We start from the raw sequence: 26,303 nt of genomic DNA, 5'->3' as shown, positions 1-26,303 counted from the left end.
GGTCGCTTCCAACTACCCGGCCATTCGATACATCAGACAAACAGGAGACAAACCCATGAAAGCGCATTCCTCGACCACATCGCTGCTGGCCCTCGCGGCGGCCCTCCTTGCCGGCAGCGCCGGAGTCCAGGCCGGCGCGCCCGACCTGAGCCCGAAGGGCGCCAGCGCGGCCACGATTGCCGCCAACAAGGCCTTTGCGGCAGGCCGCAATTTCAACGATGCGCAGCAGACCGAAGATGCCACCAGGGGCTTCGTCGCCGCGCTGGGCGAGAAGCAGATCAAGGACGCAAAGGGCGACGTGGTGTGGGACGTCGCGCCATTTGCCGCGATCAAGGGCGATGCCCCTGAAACCGTGAACCCGAGCCTCTGGCAATCCGCAAAGCTCACCGCGCAGCATGGACTGTTCAAGGTCGCCGACGGCATCTACCAGGTGCGCAACTACGACGTCGACAACATGACGCTGGTGGCCGGCAAGACCGGCTGGATCGTCATCGATCCGATGACCGCCGCCGAGAGCGCCAAGGCGACCATGGAACTTGTTGACCGACAACTGGGCAAGAGGCCGATCAGTGCCGTCATCTACACGCACACCCACGCGGACCACTTTGGCGGCGTGCGCGGTATCGTGGACGAGGCAGACGTCAAGGCCGGCAAGGTCCGTGTCATCGCGCCGGACGGGTTCATGGAAAACGCCATCGCCGAGAACGTGCTGGCCGGCAATGTGATGATCCGGCGCGTCCACTACCAGTTCGGCATGCCGGTGCCGGTAGGTCCCCAGGGGACGGTCGGTATGGGCCTCGGCACCGGCATCGCCACGGGCACCATCGGCCTGATTCCACCGTCCGAACTGGTCACGAAGACCGGCCAGGAGCTGACGGTCGACGGCGTGCGCATCGTGTTCCAGATGGCACCGGCCACCGAAGCGCCGTCCGAGATGCTGTTCTACTTTCCCGACCTGAAGGCCCTGTGCCTGGCCGAGGACGTGAACAAGACCATGCACAACGTCTACACCTTGCGCGGCGCGAAGGTGCGCGATGCCCTGGGCTGGAGCAAGTACATCAACGAACTGTTGGATCTGTTTCCGGATGCCGAGGTGGCATTCGGCAGCCATACCTGGCCCACCTGGGGCAAAGAGCGCATCCGCACTTTGATCACCGGTCAGCGCGACATGTACCGCTTCATTCATGACCGGGCCTTGTTCCTGGCCAACCAGGGCAAGAAGATGGATGACCTGGGCAACGCCACCTTCTACCCGAAGGCTCTGCAGGAAGACGTTTCCACACGTGGCTACTACGGCTCGCTCAGCCACAATTTGCGTGGCGTCTACAACTTCTACCTCGGCTACTTCGACGGCAATCCCGCGACCCTGCACCGCTACGCGCCAGCAGAGACCTCACGCCGCTACGTGGCCGATCTCGGCGGTGCGGGGGCGGTGCTGCAGAAGGGGCGCAAGACCTTTGCCGCGGGCGACTACCGCTGGACGGCCGAGATCGTGAATCATTTGGTGATGGCCGAGCCCCAGAACATGGAGGCCCGCGCTCTGCAGGCCGACGCGCTGGAGCAGATCGGCTATCAGGTCGAGAACGGCGTGTGGCGCAGCGAATACCTGACAGCGGCGCAGGAACTGCGCCAGGGCGTCAAGCCGGTTCGTCTTTCCACCCAGGGCCCTGACCTGCTGCGCGCAATGACGCCCGAGATGGTGTTCGACCTGCTGGCGGTCCGCCTGAATCACGAGAAGGTGGATGGCCAGAAGGTCGGCATCAATTTCAGCTTCACTGACAGCGGCGACAAGTACGCGCTGGAGTTGAGCAACTCGGTGCTCAACAACACCAAGGGCCGCGTGCTGAAAAACCCCCAGGTGAGCCTGTCGCTGTCGACGGCGGCATTCATGAAGATGACCGTGGGCAAGGTGCCGCTGCCGGACCTGATGAAGGCGGGTGAAGTCAAGCTCGAAGGCGATCCCAAGGCGCTGGGCGCCGTGTTCGCCAATCTCGATACCCCGAACCCGCTGTTCAATATCGTCACGCCCTGACACCCAGCTGTTCGACTCGCGCAAGGCTGGCCCCCCGGGGCCAGCAACGGCTGTGGGTCGATAGCCAAGGACTTCACCATGAAGAACCTCAGCGGACAGGATGCGCTGTTCCTGCATCTGGATCTTCCGCATGCGGCATCGCATGCCACGATGATCTACATCTACGACCAGAGCGATCTGGAACAGGCATTGCGCTTGCGCCAGATCATCGGCCATCTCGAGCAGCGCCTCGATGTCTCGCCGATGTTCCGCAGCAAGATCGTTCAGGCGCCGCTGGGCCTGGCCTACCCCTACTGGACCCCGGACCCGGGCTTCGACATCGACTTTCATGTGCGCCATTTCGCGCTGCCCCAGCCCGGCGATTGGCGCCAGTTCTGCATCATGGCTGCGCGCTTGCACGCCAGGTCGCTGGACCTCTCGCGCCCGCCGTGGGAGATGTACGTGATCGAAGGGCTCGATCGGATCGCCTGGTTGCCCAAGGGCAGTTTTGCCCTGATCACCAAGATTCACCACGCCGCGATTGATGGAACGGCCGCGACGGAGCTCACCTGGGCACTGCATGACGTGGTGGGGTCGAAGGGAAAGTCCACCGCCGTGCTGGACAAGCAAAAGCACGTCGCCCGCGAGCAGGTTGTGCCTGGCTTCGTCGACACCGTCAGCCAGATCATCATCGACAATGTCGGGGCGCCATTCAAGCTCGCCGCCCCGCTGTCGCGTGCGCTGCCCAAGCTGTCTGCCGCGGCCTGGAAGTTGTTGTCGCGCGCGTTGATGGCACCTGAGTCCGGCGCGCCGCGTACCCGCTTCAACCGCCCCGTGTCGAACCAGCGGGTGTTCGAGAGCGTCGTCTTCGAACTGGCAATGATCAAGCGCGCCCGGGCGATGGTGCCCGGCGCGACCGTCAACGATGCGGTGCTGGCGATCGTCGGCGGCGCGATGCGGCGCTACCTGGAGAGCAAGGAGGAGTTGCCCGGGAAGTCACTGATGGCGCTGGCACCCGTGAACACCCGTCAGGACGCTTCGGAGCGCAAGACCACGGGCAATGCCATTTCCTTCCTCACATTTCCGTTGGGCAGCGACATCGCCGATCCGTTGGCGCGACTGGTGGCGATCCAGCAGGCCACGACTCGGACAAAAGCATTGAGCAATGCCATCGGTGGCCACGATCTCACCGACATCAGCAAGCATGCACCTCCCGCCACGCTCGCCGTGGCCGGACGGATGGCGACGATGACAGGCATGGGTGGCATGGGGCGGATGGTGATGCACAACTGCACCGTCACCAATGTCCCGGGGCCCAATGCCGAGCTGACCATGCTGGGCGCCAAGCTGCGCTACTGGTCGGCGGTGGCGCCGATCACCGATGGTCTGGGAGCGCTCTTCACCGTGACGAGCTACAACGGCCAGATGGTCATCTCGCTGACAAGCTGCCCCGAGATGGTGCCCGACCCCGCATTCTTCGGAGACTGCATCCGTGCGTCGATCGCGGAGATGGCGGCCGCGGCTGCAGCGACAAGCGCATTGCCGGCGGGTGCGCCTGATGTGGCAGCTCGCGCGACCCGTCCGCGCCCAAGCGCGCGACCCGCAGGCACCAGGCCTGAGACTTCGCGGCCGAAGTCCGCGTCACCTCGCGTGCCCCGACCGCGGCACAAGGCACCCACCTGAAGGCCATGACATGAATCCGAACGACCTGCCCGCGCAACTCCTGACCCCCGCCGAGTTCGAGCAGTGCCTGGCACGCCAGCGCGCGGCCTACCTGGCTGACCCCAACCCGAGCCACGCGCAGCGCGTGGCCGACCTGAAGGCCCTGGCGCTCATGCTCAAGGAGAACCAGGCGGCGCTGGTCGAGGCCATTCATCGGGACTACACCAACCGCTCGAGCTTCGAGACTCTGTTTGCCGAGTTCTTCGTCGTGCTCGACGGCATCCGCGACACGATCGGGAAGCTCAAGCGCTGGATGAAGCCGCAGAGGCGCCATGTCGACCTGATGATGTACCCGCTGGCGAAGAATCGCCTGATCGCCCAGCCGCTCGGCGTGGTCGGCGTCATCGTGCCGTGGAACTTCCCGCTCTACCTGTCGATCGGCCCGCTGACCGCCATCTTCGCCGCCGGCAATCGCGCGATGCTCAAGATGTCGGAGAACTCGGCCCACCTGGCCAAGCTGCTGATCGAGCTGAGCCCGAAGTACTTCCCCGCCGAGAAGCTGAGCTTCTTCGAGGATGGAGGAGGCCGCGGCCCGGCCTTTAGCGCGCTGCCCTTCGACCACCTGATGTTTACCGGCTCCGGCCAGACCGGCCGCGCGGTGATGGCCAGCGCTGCGCGCAACCTGACGCCGGTGACGCTGGAACTCGGCGGCAAGGCGCCGGCCATCGTCGGCCCGGGCTTTCCGATCAAGACGGCGGCAGAGCGGGTGCTGTGGGTGAAGATGTTCAACGCCGGACAGGTGTGCCTGAATGTCGACTACCTGTTCCTGCCGGAAGGCAAGGTCGGCGAGTTCGTCGAGCATGCCAGGCGCCTTGTCGCCGAGCGCTACCCCGACCTCAACGGGCCGGACTTCACCTCGATCATCGACGAACGCTCTTTCCAGCGCCTCGTCGGCATGCTCGACGACGCGCGGGCCAAGGGCGCGCATGTGATCAACCTGCTGCCCCACCAGAAGCCGGACCGGGCGCTGCGCAAGTTCGCGCCGCACTTGGTGCTGAATCCAAGCGACGACATGCAGCTGTCGCAGCGCGAGATCTTCGGCCCGATCCTGCCGATCCGCACCTATCGCGACTCCGAGGAGGTGGCGCGCTACATCAATGCCCGCGACCGGCCACTGGCGATCTACCCCTTCACCCACGACAAGGCCTTGCAGCGGTTCTACATCGATCGAGTGATGTCCGGCGGAGTCTCGGTCAACGAGGCGATGATGCATGCCGCCCAGCACGACCTGCCGTTCGGCGGCGTCGGCGCCAGCGGGATGGGCCACTACCACGGCTACGAAGGCTTCACCACCTTCTCCAAGCTGCGCCCGGTGTTCCACCAGGCGCCGTTCTCGGCGATCCAGATGATGTTCCAGCCGCCCTACGGGGTGCGCGCCGAGAAGATCATGAACTGGCTGATCAGGCTCAGGGGCTAGGTCCCGAGGAACCGCCCCGTCACAAGAAATTCAAAGAGACAAGCCATGCCAGCCCTTTCCGTCCTCGATCTCGCGATGTTCGTGCTCGAATCGCCCGATCGGCATTTCAATGTCGGGCCGCTCATCGTGCTTGATCCGCCCGGGCGCCTTCGGGCCGGCTTTTCCGACAAGTTGTACGCGCGGTTGCTCAAGCGCCCGGCCGGGCCGCCCTTCACCTTCCGGCTGCAGAAGTCTGGCCTGGGATTGCCGTCACTCGAGGAAGACCCGCACTTCGATCTGGCCAGGCACGTGCACCGCGTGACCTTGGACTCGCCGGGCAGCGAGCAGCAGTTGTTCGACCAGGTCAGCAAGCTGCACCAGACGCGGCTCGATCGCGCCCAGCCGCTGTGGCAGTTCTACGTGATCGACGGGCTGCAGGGCGGCAGGGTGGCGCTATTCGGCAAGATGCATCACGGCGTGATCGACGGTCGCACCTTCATCCAGGTGATTTCAAACTGGCTGTCGGTGACGCCCGGTGAACGCCAGATCCGCGCCATGTGGGAGGGTGTTCCGCAGCAGGCGTATGGCCGTGCTGCGCAGGCCTCCATCGCGGACCGCGTTGGCCAGGCGATCGCCCAGGTGGCGGGAGGCGCTGGCACGACGGCGTCACTGGTCCGGATGCTTGCCGGCCAGGCGCTGAACAGCGTCCGCGCCGGCTCCACCGCGAAGATGATGCTGCCCTTCACCGGCATTCCGAAGGTTCTGACCGGACGCGCTTCGGTGGAACGCTCGTTCGCGTATTGCACGCTGCCGATCCTCGAGATGAAGGCGCTCGGGAAGGCGCATGGGGTGAGCTTGAACGACCTGATCCTACTGTCCCTGGACGTTGCGCTCGACCGCTACCTGGCTGAACTCGGCACCCGGCCCGACAAGCCGCTGGTCACCGCGATGCCGGTTGCGCTGGCTGGCGCCAAGGGCGGAAACCAGATTGCCGTGCTGCAGTTTCCGCTGGGCGGCCCGGGAAAGTCGGCCGTCGGCAGACTCCAGGACATTCGCCAACATACCGCGACCATCAAGGACGTGGTCAAGCGCGAGGCCAGCGAGACGGTGATGCTGTACACGGCACTCGTGCACGGGGTGCCGGGCATGCTCGAGAAGATTGGGCTGCCAGGCAAGGTGGCGGTCAGCAACATGGTCGTCTCCAACCCCTTCGGCTTTCCCGAGGCGCGCTACCTGATGGGTGCCAAGGTCGACCTCGTACTCCCGCTGGCCCTGGTCAATGCCGGGCAGATGCTCAACGTCACGGCGGTGACCCTCAGCGACCAGTTGCAACTGGCCTTCCTCGCGATCCCCGACGCAGTGCCCCGGGTCGAGCAGCTCGCGCGCTACACCCGAGAAGCCTTCGACGGGCTTGCGGAGCAACTGGCCGCGCCGACCGTTGCGCGCAAGGCGCCGCTTGCGCGCGCCGCGCGTGGGCGGGGTGCAACAGGCGTGAAGCGCGCGACGGCTGTCAGCCGCGCCACTTGATGCTGCCCAACATCATGAAGGCCAAGAAGAAGCAGCTGGACACCGTTACCCCGCCGACCTTGGCGCGGACGTGGTCCCTCGCCTAAAGGTGCTCAAGGTGGGCAGTGCCAGTGCTGTCGAAGGTTTCGTCGCCGTGTCAGCGCTGGTGTGCTCGCTTTACTCATAAGTCAGAAATATAGGAGACAGATGGGTGCTTGAAGAAGGAACGAACCAGGGCGCTGTCATCGATGGCCTGCAGTTGGTCGCCAACTCGGCACTGCAGCTTTTCGCAGCGGCGCTAACACGCGGGCTGTGTGGCGATGAACCCCGACCGCCACGCGGGCAGCCACCATGACTACTTCAAGGATCTGATCAAGGGTGAAGAACCCCAATGGGGAAGTCGAGCGCGTGCGCTCACAGGACATCCACTCTCTCGGCTTTGTGACTATCGAGGGTGAGCTGGACGACATTTCCGGTGCTAGTCGCGAATCTCAAAGCAGACGAAATCGCAGGAAGGCGAGAGGAATGAATACGAACGATCGAAGAGGGTTTCTGCTGGCAGCAGGCGCCGCGTGCATGATCACCAATGTTGCGGCGCAAGCGGCTGAGCCGGGGGTTTCCAGTAGCGAAGTCCTGCTCGGACAGAGCGCGATGCTGAGCGGTCCATTGGGCGAGGCGGCGTTGACGGTGCAAGCCGGTGCTCGGCTGGTGTTTGATGACATCAACGCACAAGGCGGCGTCGCGGAGCGCCAGTTGCGACTCATCGCGCTGGACGACGGACTGCAGGCGGACCGTGCACAAGCCAACTACCAGGCGCTGCTGCACCAGCACAAGGTCTTCGCCTGCGTATGCGGAACGGGGGCGGCCCCCACACTGGCGGCCGCACCGCTGTTGCGCGAGAGCGGCGCGCCGCTGATCGGCGCCAGCGCCGTGACCGACTCGGTGCGCGACAAGACCCAGGGAGTGGCCTACTACACCCGCGCCAGTTGGTTGCGCGAGGCCGAAGCCCTGGTTCAGCACCTGACCACGCTGGGCATGACCCGTCTTGCGGTCGCTCACCTGGCCACGCCCGGTGGCCAGGAAGTCAAGAATTTGATAGAGGCCCTGCTGGCTAAGCAGAACCTCCTCTTGCACGCCTCTGCTGCCGTAATGCCCGACGGTAGCGGCGCGACCGAGGCTGGCCAGGCGTTGGCGATCAAGCAACCGCAGGCGGTCATTCAGTTCATGGATGGCGGATCAGCGGCCGCGCTGATGAGGGCCGCATGGGCGAAGGGTGGATCGCCGAGCTTCTACGGCATGTCCGTACTGTCGGGGGAGGTCGCGGCTCGTTTGCTCGGCGCGCAAGCACGCGGGCTGGCGATCTCGCAGGTCACGCCCTACCCCTGGGACGGCGCCAATCCAGACGCCATCCACTACCGTCGCTTGGCCGAGTTGGCCAAGGTGCCGATCAGCTACCACAGCTATGAGGGCTATGTGGCAGGCCGCGTGGTGGTCGAATCGCTCAAGCGCATCGGACGCGAACTCACCCGTGCGCGATTGCACGCCGCGCTACGCAGCATGAGCATGCGCGTGGCTGGCATGGACATCGACTTCAGCGGTAACCAACACACGGGTTCGCGCTTCGTGGAGTTGGTGCAAGTGAGACCTGACGGAAGATTTGTGCGCTGAGTACCGGCGCCAACCGCCTTTGGACTTCGCTATCTCCAACACTTGCTCCATCTTTGCGACTCGGGTCCACGTCGAGCCCCGCGAAGCCTTCCGGTGCCAGCACTTTGACCTGGCCGGACTTGACGTCCTCGGTTCTGGTCAACGTCATGCGCGCCGCCGTAGTGGCCGATATGGCTGTGGCTCTAGACAATGCCGGTCACTGGCCGCTTGCCCACCTTCTCGTTGACCGAGGTACAGCAGCGTTGGCGGCCTTCGTGGCCTCGGCGCGGATTTGCTCGGCGCGGGCTGCGGCTGTTGAGCTACGGCGGGCAGTGAGAGGGATAGTGCCAGGCAACGCGGGGTCCGCGTACGCTGCAGTGTCTGGATGACGGAATTCGTCTTCATGATCGGCGCCCGATGTCCTGGCGCGGTTTGTGGGGCGGGGATCTTGCCGCGGGTCTGCCTCGCCAGCATGCCGTGCCCTTGCAGCAATTCGAGATGCGTATAGAGGACGTCAATAAATCGAATTGGACAAGAAGGAGGTGGACTTCGATACTGAACCCCGATGCTGTCACGCCTCAAGAACTGCTACATGTGCACGATCATTGCCGCTCGGCGCAATGACCTCATTGCACTGACAGGGGCCAACAGGGCTGCCTGCGAAAACTTGCACGCGCTGGCAAGTGTCAAGCGACATCAGGAACTGACCCAGCGGAGGTGCGGACAGCTGGTCGGTTTGTCGTGTCGCCTGACACCCCCTTACCGCTCTTCAATTCCGGGCTGTGGCGTCGGCGAGGAAGCTTCCTGAAATCCATAGATGTCCATTTAAACTGAGATGCACACCATCCTGGCGAGTCTGTCCCTCGACTTCAACGTGTGTTGACTGTCTGTTGACGAAAGCGTGGATGGGATCCACGCACTCCCTGACGAAGCCACTCACGAACGTGCGAACCGAGATGAGTCTGCAGGTTCTGGTCTACAAATCCGGCGAGCAATCAAGGTCCTCGGGACTGCAACACTGGTTGCCAATATCAAAGCGTAGGGGCGATGCCCCACTGAATCCGTCCGCGACTCCAACAACTGATGACCGCACTGCGCAGCGGTCGGGGGATTCCTCGCCATCACTGCGGGCCATGGCGCGCCCCTGTCGCATCAGTCGCAGCAGGGTTGTCGGCGGGCAGCGCAACGTAGGCGACGATTTCGATCTTCATGCCAGATACCACGAGGCCGGCGACCGCCATGCTCGAGCGATTCGGATAGGGCGCCTCAAAGAATTCGCGGTAGACGGTGTCGATCTCCCGCATGTCGCGCACATCCATTATGTAGATCAGCACTTGCGCGACATCATGCATGGTCGCACCGGCACGCTCCACCGCGCGGCGCAAGTTCGAAAACGTCAACCTAGCCTGGTCCCGGATGGGCCCCGTGTCGATGGTGCCGTCGTCGCGTACGGGGCCATGTGCGGTAAACAGCAGTCCGCTGGCACTGACGGCCCAGGAAAACGGCTGCGCCAATGCGGGAAGCCCCGTGTCGACGATTTGCCGCGCCGGCGAGTGCACCAGTGTGTTCACTTCAACACTTTCACCATGGCATCGGCGACGTAGTCCACGTTCGCAGCATTCAAGCCCGGCAGGCACATGCGGCCGGAACGCAAGAGGTATATCGCGTGCTCTTCGCGCAAGCGGTTCACCTGCGTCTCGCTCAATCCCGTATAGCTGAACATGCCGCGCTGGCTCAGGAAATAGTTGAAGTTGCGTGCGCCCAGAAAATGCTGATTCAACACATGATGCAGGCGTTCCCGCATGGACTTGATGCGCGCGCGCATGTCGGAAAGCTCGCGCTGCCACAGCGCATCCAGCTCGGGCGTGTTCAGTATCCGCGCGATGACCTCTTGGCCGTAGGTCGGTGGACTGGAGTAGTTGCGGCGTACTGTCGCTTTGAGCTGACCGAGCACAGCGTCAGCAGTGCTCTTGCTGGCGCAAACAACGCTCAGGCCGCCGCAGCGTTCCCCATACAACGAGAAGTTCTTGGAGAATGAGTTTGCGACAAGGAATTCCACGCCGGAGTCTGCCATCGCGCGAATGACATAGGAGTCCTCGTCCAGACCGTCCCCGAAGCCCTGGTAGGCCATGTCCACGAACGGAATGAGCCCGCGCTTGGCAATCACCTCGATCAAGGCTTGCCACTGCGCGACGCTGAGATCTATGCCGGTTGGGTTGTGACAGCTGGCGTGCAGCAGAACGACACTGCGACTGGGCATGGAGCCAAAGGCCGCCAGCATGGCATCAAAGCGCAGGCGACCGGTTTGCGCGTCGTAGTAAGGATAGCTGTTGACCTTCAGACCTGCGCCTTCGAACAGGGCGACATGGTTGTCCCAGGTCGGATCGCTCACCCACACTTCGGCATCGCCGAAGTAGTGCCTGAGAAAGTCTGCACCGACCTTGAGCGCGCCCGATCCGCCCAGGCTCTGGAGCGTGGCAATGCGCCCGCTCTTCACGGCTTCGCTGTCTGCGCCGAAGACCACGGCCTGCAATGCTTGCCGGTAGGCCGCTGCGCCTTCGATGGGCAAATAGGGTCGCGGGCCTACCTGCTGCGCCCCGATCGACTCGGCTTGCCGTACGCAATCGAGCACCGGCAGGCGGCCTTGTTCATCGAGATAGATGCCGATTCCAAGGCTGACCTTGTCGGCGCGCGGGTCCTTCTGGAAGTCCTCCATCAGCGACAGGATCGGATCGCCACCATAGGCGGGTACATGGGCAAACAGCGACGGGTTGGCAGTCATGAAGAGGCAGGGAAATGACGATGGGAGAGGGATGGGCAGATCAGACGGCGAGCAAAGTGCCGCCAAGCGCAAGACAGGCCTGAAGCAGCGCAGTTCGGCACTGGCCGACGATCATTCCGCGCCACTCATCGTGATCGACGTAAAAGGCGTCGAATAACTCACGCTTGATCGCCGCGCGTTGATCGGCGCTGGCCCGCTCAGGATAGCGGTTGAGCCATTGATCCGCACGCAGCGATTCAAGTGCCGAGCGTGTGCCGTATTCCAGCGCAATACCAATGTTCTCGGAGCGAGGGCATTCCTGGAACAGGGCGCTTACGGCGTGGCCAACCACCTGGCGCGATGCGGACTCGCCCTCCCACGCGGCGACCACATCCGCTCCCCAGACGGCCCGGGTCAGGCGCAGATTGTCAGGCGTACCGGGTAGACCCGCGTGGATCTTCTCGCCATGACCACGCGGCCCCAATCCGGTGTGCACGTCGATCCACGCGACGCGCCGGCGGTTGGCACCATGAGCCCTCATCACCCGACGCAGGGTGCGGTTGCTCCAGGTGGGCGATTCGCCTGAATAGAACATGCCGTCGGAAAACTCGGATTGTCCCGTGGTGACCGCCTCGCGATACGCGGGAAAGCCTTTCTCGGCAATGTAGTCCTCCAGGGCCTGGATCGTCTGCTGCGTCGGCGGCCACTCCTCGGGCAGCAATAGATCGTGCAGCAGGCGATATGCCGGGTTGCGGGTGGGCTGCTCGAAGTCGATGAAGTTGCGATTCAGATCGACGTTGCATTCGTTGGTACGGCGCAGATGCGAGAACCCATATGGGTTGACCGCATGGATCAACATCAGGGCAACGCCGTGCTCTTCGGCTTGCTCGAGCAGTCCGCTGTCGCGCAGCAACGCAAGCTGGCAACCCGAACCGCAGAATCCCTCGACGCCGTGTACGCCGGAGCTCAGCACCAGCAACGAGCTCGCGCCGGCCCGGCCAAGAAGCGCTACATCCATGGCCAGAACTTCGCCCTGGGCCCCTACCTGTCCCTCAAGAACATGGTGCTCCAGTTGCGCACCCGCGTGCCCGGCGGCCTCAATGAATTTGTCGCGTGCTTCGGAATAGGAGCTCGAGAAGCAATCGCGCAAGACGGCACCATTCGCCGCGGTTTCCAGAGTAGTTTGCATGATGGTGTGTTTGGTAACTACTGCGGCTGGAATCCGGATTGACGGATGACGGGACCCATGGCATCGCTGATGCGCTGCATGGTTTGCGTCAGTGCGGCAGCGTCGCCGTAACCCGGCGCAGTGCCCAGCACCCGAAAGCGCGCCTTTACCTGCTCGGCTGCCATTGCGGTGCGCACGGCTTCGGTGTAGCGGGTGATCACTGCCGCAGGGGTCTTGGCCGGGGCGTACACGCCAACCGCGTTATAGACATCCAGGCCCTTGATGGATAGTTCGGCAAAGGTCGGCACGTCCGGCAGTTCGGGGTGCCGCTCGGTGCCTGAAACGGCGAGGATCCTCACCTGGCTGTTGTGGTGGGGCAGGAGGTCGGAAGCCGAGGTCACGCCGAAAGGCACGTGCCCTGCCGTGAGGTCGGCCACCATCGGCGCCCCACCGCGATAGGGGGCCGCCGACGCGTCAATGTTGAGCGCCTTGCCAAGCAAGCCCACAGCAAACGCGGGGATACTACCCGGCGCGGGAACTCCGAAGTTGGCCTGGCCTGGGTTCTGGCGCACCCATGCAGGGATCTCTGACAACCGGGTGATCTTGGTACTGGCATGCGCGGCCAAGGCAATGGAGCCCTTCTGACTGACCAGGGCGACCGGCGCGAAGTCCTTTGCGACGTCGAACCCGGGATTCTTCAGCGTATGCGGCAAGATGGCCACGGTATGGTCGTTGGTCAACAGCAAGGTATTGCCGTCAGGCTCGGCGGATTTCAGCGCTTGCGCTGCAATCAGGCCGCCAGCGCCTGGGCGGTTGTCTACAACGAAGGCCTGCCCCAGGTTTTTCCCCATGACCTCTGCCAGGCTGCGGGCCAAGGCGTCGGCGCTGCCACCGGCGGGAAAGCCCACCAGGATGCGCACGGGCTTGCCCGTTTGGGCCGCAGCGCCCAGGGAAGCGGCGACGCCCACGGCCAGTAGCGCGATGCGAGCGCTTCGGACAGCGCGCATGCGCCAGGAAGTTGCGGGTGTCATGGGGTACTCCAATGCGGGGAAGTTGACGTCGATGCGGCGCTCAACGGCACTGCGCATCACATGACTGTACGAACATGAGGATATAAATCAAAGACAGAAAATACTTCCAACTGATAAACAAAACTAATCGCCCTCCCGAACCGCGCCAGACCGGACATGCCGACTTCGTCAATCCCATGAGCCACTCACCCATGCACCTGAATCTTCGCCAGCTGGAGATCTTTCGCGCAGTCGCCGAGTCAGGCGGGATTCGCGCGGCATCACGCCAGCTTCATCTGACACAGCCGGCGGTCACACACGCCATACGTGAATTGGAGAAGGCGGTAGACGCACAACTCCTGGTTCGCAGCGTTCACGGCGCTGAGCTGACGGACATTGGCGTGCGTCTTCTTCACAGGACGAGGCGACTGTTCAATGAGGTCCGGCGCACGCAAGATGAAATCGTCCAGATGCGCGATGGGACGGGCGGGAGTCTTCGCATCGCGTTCAGCTGGGGGGCGGCGATGCTGTTGCCAGATGCCTTGAAGATTTTTCGCGCTCGGCGGCCTGGCGTGACCCTTGAACTGCACGAGCAAGCCCAGCCGGATACCGATACGCGGTGGCGAAACGGCGATTACGATTTCGGCGTTTTCAGCGAGCCCACGGAGCTCAGCGATCCCCTTGAGGCAGCTGATGGTGGCCTGGTGCGCGAGACGCTGCTCGAAATGCCATTGTGGGTCATGGCCCGAACGGGCCATCCCCACGCCAAAGCGCGATCGCTCGCACAGTTGCAGCAAAGCACTTGGCTGGTGCCGGACTATGGGCGAATGCTGCTGCAACGCCTGTTTGCGGCGCGGCGCAAGCCGCCACCAACAGATGTGATCTACTGCCGATCGGCGTTGCTAGCGATCACTTTGCTGCACCAGACAGATGCCGTCGCGTTGATGTCCGGTAACCCCATGCGCAAGCAGGACATGTTGAGTGGCCTGACCAGACTGCCCGTTCCCGGACCACTTGCGCACATTAGTCTGTCGCTGCTGATACGGGATTCGCAGGCCCTGACGCCAGCCGCCAAGATCTTTACCGAGTGCGTGCGCGAGGCAAGCTCCAAGCTGCGCTGAGGGCAGGTCTAAAGGCGGCGTTAACAAGTTCCGCCTTGAAACCCAGTCGGGCCTGAACTAAATTGACGCCCTGTGTGCTGCAATTTTTCCAATCGCGGCATGTCGGCGGCAGTGATTGCCGCTCAAAACGGTCGGCTATGAAAGCCCCCGATTCACGCCCTCGCGGCGTGCGTCGGGGGGCTTTTTCTTTTGCGTGTTCACTTTGCGACGCTTGCCGTCGAACGCTGCGGATCGCCTCTCAACTTAACCTGCAAGGTGGCTTCCATGTGCAGCACGAACGGTAGCGATCCAGAGAACACGGTCAACACGGTCGAGATAGGTGAGATAGGTGCGCACGCTCCACGTCGGTCGGTGTCTAGCGAGGTGCGATCAACGTTGACGGCGCGGGAACAGGCCGTGGTGCAGCACGTGACCAAGGGTGAGACGTACAAGCAGATCGCCCGTGCCCTGGGGATCAGTCCTTACACGGTGCGCGAATACGTGCAGCACGCCGCACGAAAACTGGGTTGCCGCAACAGGGTGGAAGTCGCGACGTGGTGGGCGACACGGCGACACATCTTCCCTACATCCGTCGGGTGCACCAAGCGACCCTGACGGTTCAGTGTCCGACTGTCGCGAACTCGCCGCCAGCAAATCTGGCAACCTGCGTAACCTTACTGCGGAGGAAGCCAGGAGCGTTGACGGAGGATTTGCGGCTGACCTCCCGATCGACATTGCCTTTTTGCCGATTCCGGAACACCGAGCAACGCTCGTGTGTCGGCGCCGGCCGAAAATTGACCCCCCATGGCTCAGTTTTTGGTCGGCGCCAACAATCAGGACTTCCTTCGGTTGCAACAACAGCAAGAATGACATCGATTCAAGCCCAGTGCCGCAGGCTTCAGTCGAGCGTGATGAGCGCTAGTGCCAGCGCTTTCATTGCCGCTTCAGCGCGATTCTTCGCGCCCAGAGCAAAAATCGATGCTTGAATGTGGTTGTCGACCGTGCCTGGCGTAAGGTTCAACGCTTTGGCAATTTCCTTCGACGTGAGCCCCTTGCCGACCATCGCCATAACGGCCTGCTGTCGAGGTGTGAGCATCACCGTCTCGACGGCGTCGGACGTCGCCTCCTTGGGCGGAAACACCCGTTGTCCGGACAGAATCGCACGGAGGCCTTCGATCACTGCTTGCGTCGTCGCAGCCTTGAGGATGTAGCCTCGGAAGCCATCACGCCGCGCTGCGGCGACGTACTCCTCCTTGTATGTGCCAGTGAGAATGCACGTAATGGAGGCCAGGCCACAATCACGAATGTGCGCCGCCAGCGACATTCCCACGGCGCCGGGAACGATGAGATCAAGAAGGATAAGTCCCCACCTTGCCCTGTCCTGTGCGATGGCCTCCTTTGCTTCATCAGCCGTTGTGAACGTCTCGATCGTGCCTATGGAGGGATCTCCGCCAAGTAGCAACTTCGTCGCTTCGGCGACGTAGGGTTGATCCTCCACGATCATGATGTTCAGCGACATGATGCAGGTCATTCTGTCACTGGCCGCGATGGGACGAGAAATCCGCTCTATCGATTTGAAGTTCTCGCGGATGCTGGCACAAAAGTTCCGTGCAACCCGAATGGTAAGGCGCGAGGCAGATAGGCGACCGCGACCGGCCCCGCGCTCACCCTTGACGCCGAAAAGACGAGCAAGGCCGTCTGGCGCCGCGCCATGTCCAAGCCGGTACCGACGATCCAGGCGGCCGGGCCCGCGTCGGACGTTCTTGCGAACACGTGCTCCTCGATGAACCACCGGTCGCCAAAGTTGTACTCACTCGTGCGCCCTGACTCCACATCGAAGGCGACGAGTTGATCCCAGCCAGGCAGATTCGCGGGGCGGTTCGCACTGCGCCCGACGTAGAGCACGTGACGATAGCGACGGCCGATGCTCAGCGGGTCGACGACAGGAAACTCACCTTCTCCAAGCCCCTCGGGCGTGGTCATCAAGGCGTCTCCTGCCGGCGGCAGCGTGAGTAGCCGCAGTACCGACCCGCGGGCGTGCCTGTATTGACCCGTCATGACCGACCAGGCCGACATCATGGAGCGCGGGTCATCGGCGCCCATGAAGTCGAGGCGGATCGTGCCCCGCTCGTCTTCCCACGCATTGCCGATGTGAAACAAGGCCAACGGTGGCAGCCGATACCAGCGGTGCGCGAAATCTTCCTTGCTCAAGACGAGGGCGCGCGTGCCGTGCTCGGGCTCCCATGAACTCGACCTGGCGAATGGAACTCCATCGCGCAGACGATCTACCGAGAACACCAAGGGCGACAGGATGAAGACCAGGTGGCGCGCCGTCACCGCGAAATCGTGAATGGGTGGAAGCTGCTCGATCTTCAGCCGCCGGCACACGTCCACATCGCCAGCCTGATTGATGTGGAAAACGCTCAGCTCACCTGCGATGGGATCGGCGCCGAAATTCCAGAGGCCGCCATCGTTTTCGATCTTCGGGTGGGCCGAGAACGGGCGAATGGGCTCGCTGCTCTTCCAATCCTTGAGGCCGATTGTGCGAAGGTCATACGGATCGAGCTGATAGGCCGAGCCGGCTTCCCACAACGCCAGCAGTTCGCCGCCGTGGAGGCACACGCTGATGTTGGCCACGTTCATCTCATCGATGTCCGTATCCAGCGCGCCTTGGTCGCCCAATGCCGATCCAAACGCGCTGACCAGAGGGTGCCCGGCCTCCGACTCGCGGAGGTACTTGGCGGTTCGCACAAAGCGCCCCTCATGGCGCACACCCTCGTCGGTGAAGCGGAAGGCTTGCACCATGCCGTCGCCATCCCACTTGTGGCTGTAACGCGCCTGGCCGAGCTCATGCCGGCCCGGCCCATTGCGAAAGAACGTGCCTCGCAGTTCCTCGGGAAGCTCGCCCTCGACATGGAGAGGACCGCTGTCCAGGTTGTCGGGATGAACCGTGGCGAAGCCATCGGTCCAAGGTTTGTCGCGCGAGGCCTCGAAAGAGGCCTTCAACGTTCCGTCCGTCCAGTTCATTGTTCTCCTTCACGTTTGTTGAGGGAAGAGACCATTGCAGATGCCGGCACGATCAGGCGAAACACAGAGCCTCGCCCTGGCTGCGAATCGACGGTGACTCGATAGCCCATGCTGTCAGTGAAACGGCGAACGATGGCCAGTCCAAGTCCGACACCACGTTGGCGAGCCGGCCGGGGATCGTTCTGATAGAAGGCCTCGAAGATGCGATCGCGCTGTTCAACATCGAGGCCTGGCCCTTGGTCCCAGACCTCGATGACGAGGCCACCCGCGCGCCGACGCGCGGCCACGAGCACGCGCTTGCGCGTGAACTTCATGGCGTTGGAGACAAGATTCTCAAGGATACGCTGCAGCATCGCTCCATCCGTGCGCAGCACCGCGTCGGTTGCAATCAGTTTGAGGCTCACGCCTTGCACTTCGGCAACCGGAGAAAACTGTACATCGAGCCGCTGGAAGATGCGGTGCAACGGAAGTTCAGACAGCTGCGGAGCCGTGTCCACCGCCTCCATGCGCGCGAAGTCGAGGACATGCGTGACGTAGGTCTCCATGTCATTCAACTGCTGTATTAGCCGCTGCAGCGGAACCTGCGACGACGGATGCCCGCCAAGGTCCCTGGCCGCGGAGGCCGCGAGCAGCGTGAAGGCATGGATTCGCTGTCGGAAATCATGAGAGGCGCCGGCAAAGAAGGCTGAGCGTTTCGAGAGCTGATTCCACAACTCGTTCTTGAGCGTCTCCAACTGCGCATTCGCATCACGCAACTCGGCGACCAACAGGTCGATTCGGTCGGAGCGCTCCAAATGCGGCTTGACCTGACTGACCGAGACGTAGACAACAGCCCAGAGCGTGACGGCCATCATGCCGAGCGCGGCGAGCATCAGCGGCCATGGTGCCAAGCCTTCCGAGATAACCCTGAAGGTCACCGTCGCCCACACCAAAATGATCTGTGACGCTGCGGCCCCTGGCGTGGTCGGCCACATGCCGATCATGGCCACGCTCAGTGCGATCAGCCCCAACAGAAGAGCGGCGGCAGTACCAGTGAACACCGGACCGATCAAGATCGTGATGGACCACATCCAGAAGACCGTGGACATCGAGATCATCCCGAGAGGGATGAGACGAAGCGAAAGGGATGTGGCCACCTGAGATGGCGGTGCGTTGAACAAGCGGTAGTACACGGCAAGCCGCACCAGCCAGCTTCCGACCGCGATGGCCAGCCAGATCCAGAGCAAGTCGCGATCGATGGGCCGCTCCCAAAAGGCCACTCCGAATATCAGTGGGACCGCACAGACGTAGGCAAGCTGGTTCGCCAGGAACTGGCGCAGTGCGAGCGAGCGATACCCGGTCGTTACTCGGATGAGCAGTCCTCGGGCATTGGCTTCATTCGCAACTGCGTGCGCCGCATCCTCCACCTGCAGGCGTGAGAAAGGATGCTCATCGCTGAATTGGTCGGTCACAGGACGTCCCTGCGTAACAGCTCAGCTGGCCGTCCAGTAGCGACCGGACGTTGCAGACGCACTGCTGGGCGACCTGAAGTCGTGTGCTCTCTGGTTTATCGCGGTACCTCCTCAATACACCAAAGATCGTCTCCCACGACCTCGCCTCGAAAGCTGGACGTTTGGAAGGGTCGAGCTTTGCGCATTGTTCGACAATCTGTTCCTGGAGAGTGCCGTAGTAGGCAGGCGAGAGGAGCCTGGCAAAGGTCTGGATTCGAGCGGGGATATCGATCTCAATCTGAATATCCTCGGCAAGGCTGTGGTTCGTCGCGATCATAGAAGCTTTGGTCGTCGGTTGAAGGACACGACAGCTCACTTCGTCGTGCTGATTGGTTTCGGCCGGGCCCAACCCGCCAACGCATTGGGTATTTCAGCCCCTCCTTCAATCACCAGATCAACCTCCGAAGGAAAAAACGATGCGGTCTGGCTTCCGCTGTGCGCGTAGTGGGCTGGCAGTTGCCAGGCAAGTACGCCGCCGGCGTTGACCATGTCTTCCAGCCGGCTCAGGCACTCATCCATGGCTTGATCAAGTTCTCCCCGACGCTCTGGCGTGGCGTGCTGCAAATAGAACCGTTCGAACCGCATCCGTCCTGAATCCGTGAAGTCCAGGACGTTGAAGTACATCGCTGACATGACAGTTGACCGCCCCGATGACGCGAGAAGCCTGCTTGGTGGATGAACGTTACCGACGCAACGCCCAAAAAACATTCCCCAAAACTTGATAGGACTAAGGTGCTAATCGTGAAGGCGCGCACGCGCAAGCGAGAGACGCGGTTTGAGCGCGGACGCGCTGCTTCATCATTTCGATCATCTTGGTCCAGGGCACATGGAGGCCCATAATGAAGAGCTTCTACGGTTTAGTTGATGGCACCATGCCGATCAACGTCAATCAGCTGCACAGGATTTCTTTGCGCACGCGGGCAACCCTGGACGGCCAAAGCCAATGAAGATACTGCGCGCACTTCCTGCTTGCACTCCTGCCAACAGCCTCACGGAGAACGACCTGAAGATCGGCGATCAACAGGGTTTTCTGACAAGCTTCACGATCATGGAGACGCCCGAGGGTTACTACATCGTGGCGTCGATGCACGGCAAGAACTGGTACGTGGTCACTCGCCGTATGCGCAATCAGCCGCGGATGTACCAGAACCTGCATCGACTGAGCGAATCCCTGAGGGAACAGTTTCCCAAGTTGGGATTTACGCTGCTCCGAAATCGCGATCTGCCGGATCCCAACGCATCACCGACTGCATCCATCGTGCCTAACTACTAACTGATGCCGGTCATGGGCCACTTCAGAGCAAGGTGGCCATGCAAGAGCATCTGTCTATTGCGGTAGCGCGCGCTTGTGGACGCGTGGGCGATGATGGTGGTCATCGTGCGGGTCGAATGAGGCATGAATCCGTATGGCATCGACGGCACTTGACTGCCGCTCGGACCGAAGCGGAGCGCCCGCATGATGCCCTGGAGAGCGACGCACCGTGGCCCCCGTTTTTGGGCCCGAAGCATCCGTTGATCCACACCTGCGTTGGGTTACCAAATTTTGTTTTCTCTAGTTCCAAGATGGTATATCTTGGTGACTCGATCTGTATTTCTTGGTGGATCTCTCGTGAAGCCCAAAGGCCTCACCCCCGTGCATCCTCCTTACGTCGAGTTCGGTAGTGGCGCGTTCGAGCGCAGTGGGGATCATGAGATCGTGATACTGCCGAAGGAGGCCGTGCATGTACGACTCACGCTCGCCTGATTCTCGGGCCAGGGTTTTCTATCATGTGCTGGAGGCCGCCATCGCCTGGGCAGGCCTGTGGCGATTCGAGCAGGACATTCTGTCCCTCGCGAAGGGGCGCAACAAGCTGCCAGAGGATGTCGACCGCTGGCCCCAACTGGGGCTGTGCTCCGATCGGATCTTCGATGCGCTGGTGCACTTCGAACTGCCCTTCGGCAAGGACGGCATCACCAGCAATGATCCCGGGCTGCTGGAAGACCCGAGCCTTACCATCCGCCACGTTGATCTGAAGGCGTGGATGCTCCGCTTTTATCCCGACCAGCGGCCATCCTTCCTGTTCGATGCCTTCGAGCGGCACCTGCATCCAGCCATCAGCGTGGATGCCGTGCAGGTGCTCATCATGGACAGGGAGGCATTGAAGCTGCAACTGGCTGATCGTATCCAGGCCTGGGATGCGCTCTACGCGCAATTTGAGACACTCTCGCAAGAGAGCCAGGCCCGGCGCGCGCAGGAGAAACGCGATGGACCTGCGGGCCCCCGCAGCGAAACCACCTACCTCAACATCGTCGGCGGGCTACTGACATTGCTGCTGGGCCAGTCACCCAACGGTGTTTCGTACTCGTCATTCGAGAACCTCGAATCCGTCATCAGCGCTTTGGTCGCGCACTACGGCGAGAGGCCAGGTATCAGCGAGCGCACCCTGTGGACCAAACTGTCAGCCGCCAGGCGACACATTTCTTCGTGATGACCCCATCGCAGCTGCAATTGCAGCCGGACGCTCTGCCATTGCAGTGACATTGGAGATCGCAGGCGATTGAATCAACGGCACTTCCACACAGCGACCCTTTGGGTCAAGGAGTGCCCAGCATGTCTTCGCAGACCTTCATCCCGGCAGTGCCGGCCGAACATCGCATCCTGCGCCGCGCCGAGGTTGAAGCCAAGACCGGATTCAAGCGCGCGCACATCTACAACCTGATGAAGGACGGCAAGTTTCCCAGGGCCATGCGCCTGGGCGTGCGCGCAGTCGGCTGGGATTCCGTCGAGATCGAGCAGTGGATCACCGATCGCCGCAAGGAACGGGCCTGACGGGCTTCTTCCAACCCAACGGAGAAGCGCCATGCAGGTGGTATCCATCATCTCGACCAAGGGCGGCGTGGGCAAGACCACCACGGCCGCCAACCTGGGCGGCTTTGCCGCCGATGCCGGATTGCGCGTGTTGCTGCTGGACCTGGACGTGCAGCCCACGCTGTCGAGCTATTTCACGCTTGACCGACAAGCGCCCGCTGGCATCTATGAACTGCTGGCCTTCAACGAGCGCCGCATCGAACAGCTGGTGTCGCACACAGCGATTGCGGACTTGGACCTGGTGCTGTCGAATGACGATCGAGGCGAACTGAACATATTGCTGCTGCACGCCCCTGACGGGCGACTGCGGCTGCGGCATCTACTTCCGCTATTGGCACCGTTCTACGACCTGATGCTGATCGACACCCAGGGCGCGCGCAGCGTGCTGCTGGAGATGGCGGTACTGGCCTCAGACATGGCGCTTTCGCCGGTCACGCCGGAAATCCTGGCGGCCAGGGAATTGCATCGCGGGACGCTGCAACTGATTGAGGACATCGGCGCGTATAGGCACCTGGGCATCGAACCGCCGCCGCTGCACCTGCTGATCAATCGAGTGCATCCGGTGTCTGCCAACGCACGGCTGATCCAGCAGACCCTGCGGCAGATGTTCCAGGACCGGACCGACGTGCGCGTGCTGGATACCGGCATGCCGGCGATCGAGGCCTATCCGCGTGCCGCCACGCGGGGCCTGCCAGTACATCGTGTGGAGTATCGGCGACCTGCGGGGCGATCCACCCCCGCGGCGCTGGAGACGATGCGGGCGCTAGCCTGCGAATTGTTCCCGCAGTGGCGGGCGCAGTTTGCACGCGTCACCGGCCGGGCCGATGCAACGCGCACCATGGGGAGCGGAGGCCATGGCGAACGTGCATGACCTGGCGCGCGGGCACAAACGGTTGCACGAGTTGATCGAGTTCGCCCTGGCGGAAGGCTGGCGCGTGATGCGCACGCGCAATGGCTATCTGCGCTTCACCAAGCCCGGCTACGCCTCGATCTACACCGGCTCAACGGCAAGCGACCATCGCGCCAGCCTCAACGCCCTCGCCCAGCTTCGCCGTGCCGATCGTCAAATCCGCGTGGGACAGGGGGAGGGCGATCATGGCTGAACTGACCCCGCAGGACATGGCCGCCAAGCTGATGGCTTCCGGCTTCGAGCGCAACGGCCCTTCGGCCATCACCCTGAGCGACCCCATCGTCGACACCCCCATCTCGGTCACACTGGACCAGTTACGCCCTTATGACCACGATCCGCGCGTGGCGCGCAATCCGGCCTATGAGGACATCAAGGCCTCGATCCGCGAGCGCGGTCTGGATGCGCCGCCCGCGATCACGCGCCGGCCGGGGGAGGCCCACTACATCATCCGCAATGGCGGCAATACGCGCTTGGCGATTCTGCACGAGCTGTGGAGCGAGACGAAGGAGGAGCGATTCTTCCGCATCACCTGCCTGTTTCGCCCTTGGCCGCAGCGCGGCGAAATCGTGGCACTCACAGGCCACCTGGCCGAGAACGAATTGCGTGGCGGGCTCACGTTCATCGAGCGCGCCTTGGGCATCGAGAGAGCCCGTGACCTCTACGAGCAGGAAAACGGCGGCCAGCCGTTGTCGCAGTCCGAACTCGCGCGTCGCCTGACCACCGACGGCTATCCCGTACAGCAGTCGCACATCAGCCGCATGCAGGATGCCGTGCGTTACCTGCTGCCAGCGATACCCACCGTGTTGTACGGCGGCCTGGGCCGCCATCAGGTCGAGCGACTGGCGGTGTTGCGCAAGGCTTGCGAACGCACCTGGGATCGGCGTGCGTTGGGCCGAACCCTCGCCATCGACTTCGCCGCGTTGTTCCAGGACGTGCTGACGCAGTACGACGCACCGCTGGACGGGTTTTCCATCCAGCGGGTGCAGGATGAGCTGGTGGGCCAGATGGCCGCCTTGTTGGAGGTGGACTACGACACGCTGAGCCTGGAAATCGACGACAGCGAAACCCGCCAGCGGATACTGGCCAGCAATCCCGCGCCATCGCGCCCGGGCGACTCCGCGGCGGCATCGCGGCATCCATCCATTCCTGAATCGCCCGCGCAGGTTCTGTCGCCGATTGCGCCTGCGCCCACTTCTGCCTCAACACCCGCGACACCGGCCGCTGCTGTTCCACCACCGCAAAGCGGTGAAGACATGGAGGCAACTGCGGCGCCACCTACTGCGGATCGCGACGAGGATGATGGCGGCCGGCTGCAGGCTCACATCGTTTCTCCGGCCGCGACCACGGCGCGTCTGCAATCGATCCAGCGCATAGTGGCCGACCAGATGGGCGATGCATTGCCCGACTTCGAGGCCAACGTGCTGCACGCGATCCCTGTGCAGGTCGGTGGACTGTTCCCCATCTCCGATGTCTGGTTCATCGAGCCGGGCCTGGATGCGCCGGATCGGCTGCGCGTCCACATCGCGCAGTTCGCTCGCGAAATTGCCGAGGAAGGGGCTGTGGCCAAGTACGTTGAAGCCAGCGGTCGCGGTATCGGCTTCGTTTGCTCGGCGCCAGGAGCTGCACACAATCTTCTGCCCTTTGGAGGTGCGGTGCTTTGCCTTTTGCATGCGCTCAGCGATTCACCTGAAGCCCTCACCGGGACAGACCGCGCAGCCTTGGTAAGTGAACTGGCGTCCTTGCTTCGTGGCGGTGGACCGTCCGGGCAAAGGCTGAGCGATGCCGGCTTCGTGAAGTTATTCCGGCTGCTGCGGCTGGCGCGCCGGCTGCTGGATCTGGAGACGGGTATGTCCACCAGCAACAGCGGTGAGGGTTCTTGAGGACGGAAGCCGCCATGTCTACACCACACCCCCTCAACCAGGCCGTCATCGCCCAGGCCCTGCACGATCTGCGCAACGGGCAGTTGCGCCGCTGCAAGGCCATGGGATTCGGCGACAAGGAACTGGATGCTCTGAAGCAGCCGGCGCTGGTCAGCGTGCTGGTCAACGCCTCGGTGTCCTGGTGCACGGTATTGGTCAACCAGGATGTCCTGAAGCGCCTGCTCAGCCAGATGCAGGACGTAGAGCAGGAGATTGCGACCGTGGACCGCATGCTGCGCCTGGGCGCGAGCACGGAGATGGTCAGCCGCTTCCATGGCCTCACGCACCAGGAGGTTGCCCTGCGCCGCGACATCCTGGGCTTGCCCAAGCGCAAGGGTCGGCACCCGGTGCTGGACGAGGCCGAGGACGCGGCCTTGTGGAAACACTGGAAGGCCGCGATCGGCGAGCGCCGGATGGCGCTGGATGATGACACCGCCATGCTGTCCCTGGCCATGGATCTGGCCGAAGCCCTGACCCTGCCCATGTCCGTGGTCTGGGCCGCCATACGGAACTGGATCGACCAGGGATTGGTGTAGGCCATGGCAACGGGCAGCGCTCCAAAGCGCGGTGGTCTTGTTGCGTTGTCGGCGCTGTTCGATGGGGCGCTGCGTGAGCTGATACCGGCCCGGTCAGTGGAACCGGAACAGACACCGGTCGGCGATGGATTTCTCTACAGCGGCAATCGCCACGAAAGCGTGCCGCGCGCGCTGTTCCTCGACCGGCGCCTGACGCCGCTGGAGCGCAACGCCTGGCAGGTGTTTCGCCTGCAGCTAAATGCAGACGGCGTGACGGCCTTCCCGACCTACGACCAGTTGCGCCCCTACCTGGCCTCAATGCCCTGCGCTGGGCAAGCCTCCCACGAAACCGTGGCTCGCGCCCTGACGCTGCTGCGGCTGATCCGCTGGCTCAGCCTGGTGCGGCGCCGGCGCGACCCAAAGACCGGTCGCATCCTGGGCAACCTCTACGTGCTGCACGACGAGCCGCTGACTCCGTTCGAGGCCATGCAGCTCGACCCCGACTACCTGGGCTTGGTGAGCCAGGCACTGACCCATGCCGCCAAGGCCGTGCAGATCGTCGGCCTGCACACGCTCAAGGAAATCTCCGAAGACCCCATGCTGGGCGGCCGCACGCTGCCCACTCGACTGCAGGTGCTGACGCAGCGAATGGCCCGGAATGGTTGGGCGGAGAATTATCCACAGGAGGGGGCCGATCACGATGCCGAAGAAGGCCTGCAAACCCTTCTTCGGAATTCAAAACACCCGCCTTCGGAATCCGAAGCAGGGTTGAACCCCGCGCCGGACGGCACTCTTCGGAATCCGAAGAGGGACCGTACAGTACGTATGGAGCGTATTGATGAAGTACGTACAGTACCGCGCGCGAAGGCTTTGCAGAACCTGCGTTTGCCGGATCGGTTTCTGCGCCTCAAAGAGGAGCAGCAAGTCGGGGCGATGATCGCCTTGCAGCAGGTGGAGGAAGGCCAGCGGCAGCCGGTGCTTGACGAGTGGGCTGCCCGGTGCAGCGGCAGCACGGTGCGCAATCCGGCCGGCTACCTGTTCGGCATCATCCAGAAGGCGATCCGCGGAGAGTTCAACGCGTGGGCCAGCGAAGGCAAGGATCCACTGCCTCAATCTGGTGTCGCAGCCCGTCCGCCACCATCACCGCCTGCTGCATCGAGCAGCCACAGTCCTGCGCGCGAGGCGGCGCGAGTCCACCTGGCTCAAATCCGCGCCTCCATGCGCGGCGGCTCGTAGGTGGGCTATCCCCAGGGGATAGCTGGAACAGATGTCC

The 26,303-nt window shown here is 62.9% G+C and carries 23 protein-coding genes and 3 pseudogenes; 17 read left to right on the top strand and 9 right to left on the bottom strand.

The annotated features are described in order from the left end of the window. Positions 1–55: 55 nt before the first annotated feature. The 5 genes and pseudogenes from ACIPRI_RS05265 to ACIPRI_RS05245 all read left to right on the top strand — a co-directional run. Positions 56–2,032, top strand: a complete 1,977-nt coding sequence (locus ACIPRI_RS05265; RefSeq protein WP_446620318.1) for an alkyl/aryl-sulfatase — start codon at positions 56–58, stop codon at positions 2,030–2,032. Between the two features lie 78 nt (positions 2,033–2,110). Further along, complete coding sequence (locus ACIPRI_RS05260; protein WP_446620317.1) at positions 2,111–3,694, top strand: wax ester/triacylglycerol synthase family O-acyltransferase; 1,584 nt, start codon at positions 2,111–2,113, stop codon at positions 3,692–3,694. A gap of 10 nt (positions 3,695–3,704) precedes the next feature. Continuing rightward, positions 3,705–5,150, top strand: a complete 1,446-nt coding sequence (locus tag ACIPRI_RS05255; RefSeq protein ID WP_446620316.1) for a coniferyl aldehyde dehydrogenase — start codon at positions 3,705–3,707, stop codon at positions 5,148–5,150. A gap of 45 nt (positions 5,151–5,195) precedes the next feature. Then, positions 5,196–6,656: a wax ester/triacylglycerol synthase domain-containing protein gene (locus ACIPRI_RS05250; protein ID WP_446620315.1), complete on the top strand. Its 1,461-nt coding sequence runs from the start codon at positions 5,196–5,198 to the stop codon at positions 6,654–6,656. Next, a pseudogene (locus ACIPRI_RS05245) lies at positions 6,641–6,756 on the top strand (electron transfer flavoprotein subunit beta/FixA family protein); the annotation flags it as partial. The gene ACIPRI_RS05250 and the pseudogene ACIPRI_RS05245, both read left to right, overlap by 16 nt. Before the next feature lie 60 nt (positions 6,757–6,816). Here ACIPRI_RS05245 and ACIPRI_RS05240 read toward each other — a convergent pair. Next, positions 6,817–6,924: pseudogene (locus tag ACIPRI_RS05240) on the bottom strand (IS630 family transposase); the annotation flags it as partial. A gap of 13 nt (positions 6,925–6,937) precedes the next feature. On the opposite strand from ACIPRI_RS05240, the pseudogene ACIPRI_RS05235 reads away from it, so the two are divergent. Continuing rightward, positions 6,938–7,121, top strand: a pseudogene (locus tag ACIPRI_RS05235) (polyhydroxyalkanoate depolymerase); the annotation flags it as partial. 39 nt (positions 7,122–7,160) lie between these two features. Next, entirely contained in the window at positions 7,161–8,303 is a 1,143-nt protein-coding gene (locus tag ACIPRI_RS05230; RefSeq protein WP_446620389.1) for an ABC transporter substrate-binding protein, read from the top strand. Between the two features lie 1,100 nt (positions 8,304–9,403). Here the strand turns inward: ACIPRI_RS05230 and ACIPRI_RS05225 are convergent. Genes ACIPRI_RS05225 through ACIPRI_RS05210 form a run of 4 tightly spaced genes read right to left on the bottom strand, consistent with a single transcriptional unit; the run spans position 9,404 to position 13,299 of the window. Further along, positions 9,404–9,853, bottom strand: coding sequence for a RidA family protein (locus tag ACIPRI_RS05225; RefSeq protein ID WP_446620314.1), 450 nt, complete (start codon positions 9,851–9,853; stop codon positions 9,404–9,406). Further along, positions 9,850–11,046, bottom strand: coding sequence for an amino acid aminotransferase (locus ACIPRI_RS05220; RefSeq protein WP_446620388.1), 1,197 nt, complete (start codon positions 11,044–11,046; stop codon positions 9,850–9,852). Before ACIPRI_RS05220 ends, ACIPRI_RS05225 begins: the two co-directional genes overlap by 4 nt. 58 nt (positions 11,047–11,104) lie before the next feature. After that, positions 11,105–12,232 carry a M14 family metallopeptidase gene (locus tag ACIPRI_RS05215; protein WP_446620313.1) on the bottom strand — a complete coding sequence of 376 codons (1,128 nt, stop codon included), beginning with the start codon at positions 12,230–12,232 and terminating at the stop codon, positions 11,105–11,107. Between the two features lie 17 nt (positions 12,233–12,249). Continuing rightward, on the bottom strand, positions 12,250–13,299 hold the full coding sequence (locus ACIPRI_RS05210; protein WP_446620312.1) for a tripartite tricarboxylate transporter substrate-binding protein: 1,050 nt from the start codon (positions 13,297–13,299) through the stop codon (positions 12,250–12,252). 134 nt (positions 13,300–13,433) lie between these two features. Between ACIPRI_RS05210 and ACIPRI_RS05205 the strand changes: the two genes are divergently transcribed. Next, positions 13,434–14,342, top strand: a complete 909-nt coding sequence (locus ACIPRI_RS05205) for a LysR family transcriptional regulator (RefSeq protein WP_446620311.1) — start codon at positions 13,434–13,436, stop codon at positions 14,340–14,342. Between the two features lie 264 nt (positions 14,343–14,606). Further along, positions 14,607–14,936 (top strand): response regulator transcription factor, encoded by a 330-nt coding sequence (locus tag ACIPRI_RS05200; protein ID WP_446620310.1) that lies wholly within the window; start codon positions 14,607–14,609, stop codon positions 14,934–14,936. A 283-nt stretch (positions 14,937–15,219) separates the two neighbouring features. On the opposite strand, the gene ACIPRI_RS05195 is transcribed toward ACIPRI_RS05200, so the two are convergent. The 4 genes from ACIPRI_RS05195 to ACIPRI_RS05180 all read right to left on the bottom strand — a co-directional run bounded on the left by ACIPRI_RS05195 (position 15,220) and on the right by ACIPRI_RS05180 (position 19,462). Beyond that, positions 15,220–15,840, bottom strand: a complete 621-nt coding sequence (locus ACIPRI_RS05195) for a LuxR C-terminal-related transcriptional regulator (protein WP_446620309.1) — start codon at positions 15,838–15,840, stop codon at positions 15,220–15,222. Positions 15,841–15,887: 47 nt separating this feature from the next. Next, a complete protein-coding gene (locus tag ACIPRI_RS05190) occupies positions 15,888–17,348 on the bottom strand; it encodes a carotenoid oxygenase family protein (RefSeq protein WP_446620308.1) in 1,461 nt (486 codons plus the stop codon). Further along, positions 17,345–18,799: a sensor histidine kinase gene (locus tag ACIPRI_RS05185; RefSeq protein ID WP_446620307.1), complete on the bottom strand. Its 1,455-nt coding sequence runs from the start codon at positions 18,797–18,799 to the stop codon at positions 17,345–17,347. Before ACIPRI_RS05185 ends, ACIPRI_RS05190 begins: the two co-directional genes overlap by 4 nt. A gap of 351 nt (positions 18,800–19,150) precedes the next feature. Beyond that, the gene (locus tag ACIPRI_RS05180; RefSeq protein WP_446620306.1) at positions 19,151–19,462 is read right to left on the bottom strand and encodes a hypothetical protein; all 312 of its coding nucleotides are present in this window, start codon (positions 19,460–19,462) and stop codon (positions 19,151–19,153) included. A 319-nt stretch (positions 19,463–19,781) separates the two neighbouring features. Between ACIPRI_RS05180 and ACIPRI_RS05175 the strand changes: the two genes are divergently transcribed. From ACIPRI_RS05175 to ACIPRI_RS05140, 8 genes are all read left to right on the top strand, one after another. Continuing rightward, entirely contained in the window at positions 19,782–20,111 is a 330-nt protein-coding gene (locus ACIPRI_RS05175; RefSeq protein WP_446620305.1) for a hypothetical protein, read from the top strand. Positions 20,112–20,559: 448 nt separating this feature from the next. Further along, the gene (locus ACIPRI_RS05170; protein ID WP_446620304.1) at positions 20,560–21,306 is read left to right on the top strand and encodes a hypothetical protein; all 747 of its coding nucleotides are present in this window, start codon (positions 20,560–20,562) and stop codon (positions 21,304–21,306) included. A gap of 122 nt (positions 21,307–21,428) precedes the next feature. Beyond that, positions 21,429–21,647, top strand: coding sequence for an AlpA family transcriptional regulator (locus tag ACIPRI_RS05165; protein WP_446620303.1), 219 nt, complete (start codon positions 21,429–21,431; stop codon positions 21,645–21,647). A 31-nt stretch (positions 21,648–21,678) separates the two neighbouring features. Beyond that, positions 21,679–22,557 (top strand): ParA family protein, encoded by an 879-nt coding sequence (locus tag ACIPRI_RS05160; protein WP_446620302.1) that lies wholly within the window; start codon positions 21,679–21,681, stop codon positions 22,555–22,557. Then, a complete protein-coding gene (locus tag ACIPRI_RS05155) occupies positions 22,541–22,789 on the top strand; it encodes a type II toxin-antitoxin system HicA family toxin (protein ID WP_446620301.1) in 249 nt (82 codons plus the stop codon). The genes ACIPRI_RS05160 and ACIPRI_RS05155 overlap by 17 nt, the downstream gene beginning before the upstream one ends. Next, complete coding sequence (locus ACIPRI_RS05150; protein WP_446620300.1) at positions 22,782–24,476, top strand: ParB family protein; 1,695 nt, start codon at positions 22,782–22,784, stop codon at positions 24,474–24,476. Before ACIPRI_RS05155 ends, ACIPRI_RS05150 begins: the two co-directional genes overlap by 8 nt. A 14-nt stretch (positions 24,477–24,490) precedes the next feature. Then, positions 24,491–25,051, top strand: a complete 561-nt coding sequence (locus tag ACIPRI_RS05145; protein ID WP_446620299.1) for a DUF2857 domain-containing protein — start codon at positions 24,491–24,493, stop codon at positions 25,049–25,051. Between the two features lie 3 nt (positions 25,052–25,054). After that, complete coding sequence (locus ACIPRI_RS05140) at positions 25,055–26,266, top strand: STY4528 family pathogenicity island replication protein (RefSeq protein WP_446620298.1); 1,212 nt, start codon at positions 25,055–25,057, stop codon at positions 26,264–26,266. The last annotated feature ends 37 nt before the right edge of the window (positions 26,267–26,303 follow it).

The organism is Variovorax sp. LARHSF232, assembly GCF_052871435.1.
The sequence above is the reverse complement of the archived record's forward strand: the minus strand, read 5'-3'. Positions and strand labels throughout refer to the sequence as shown.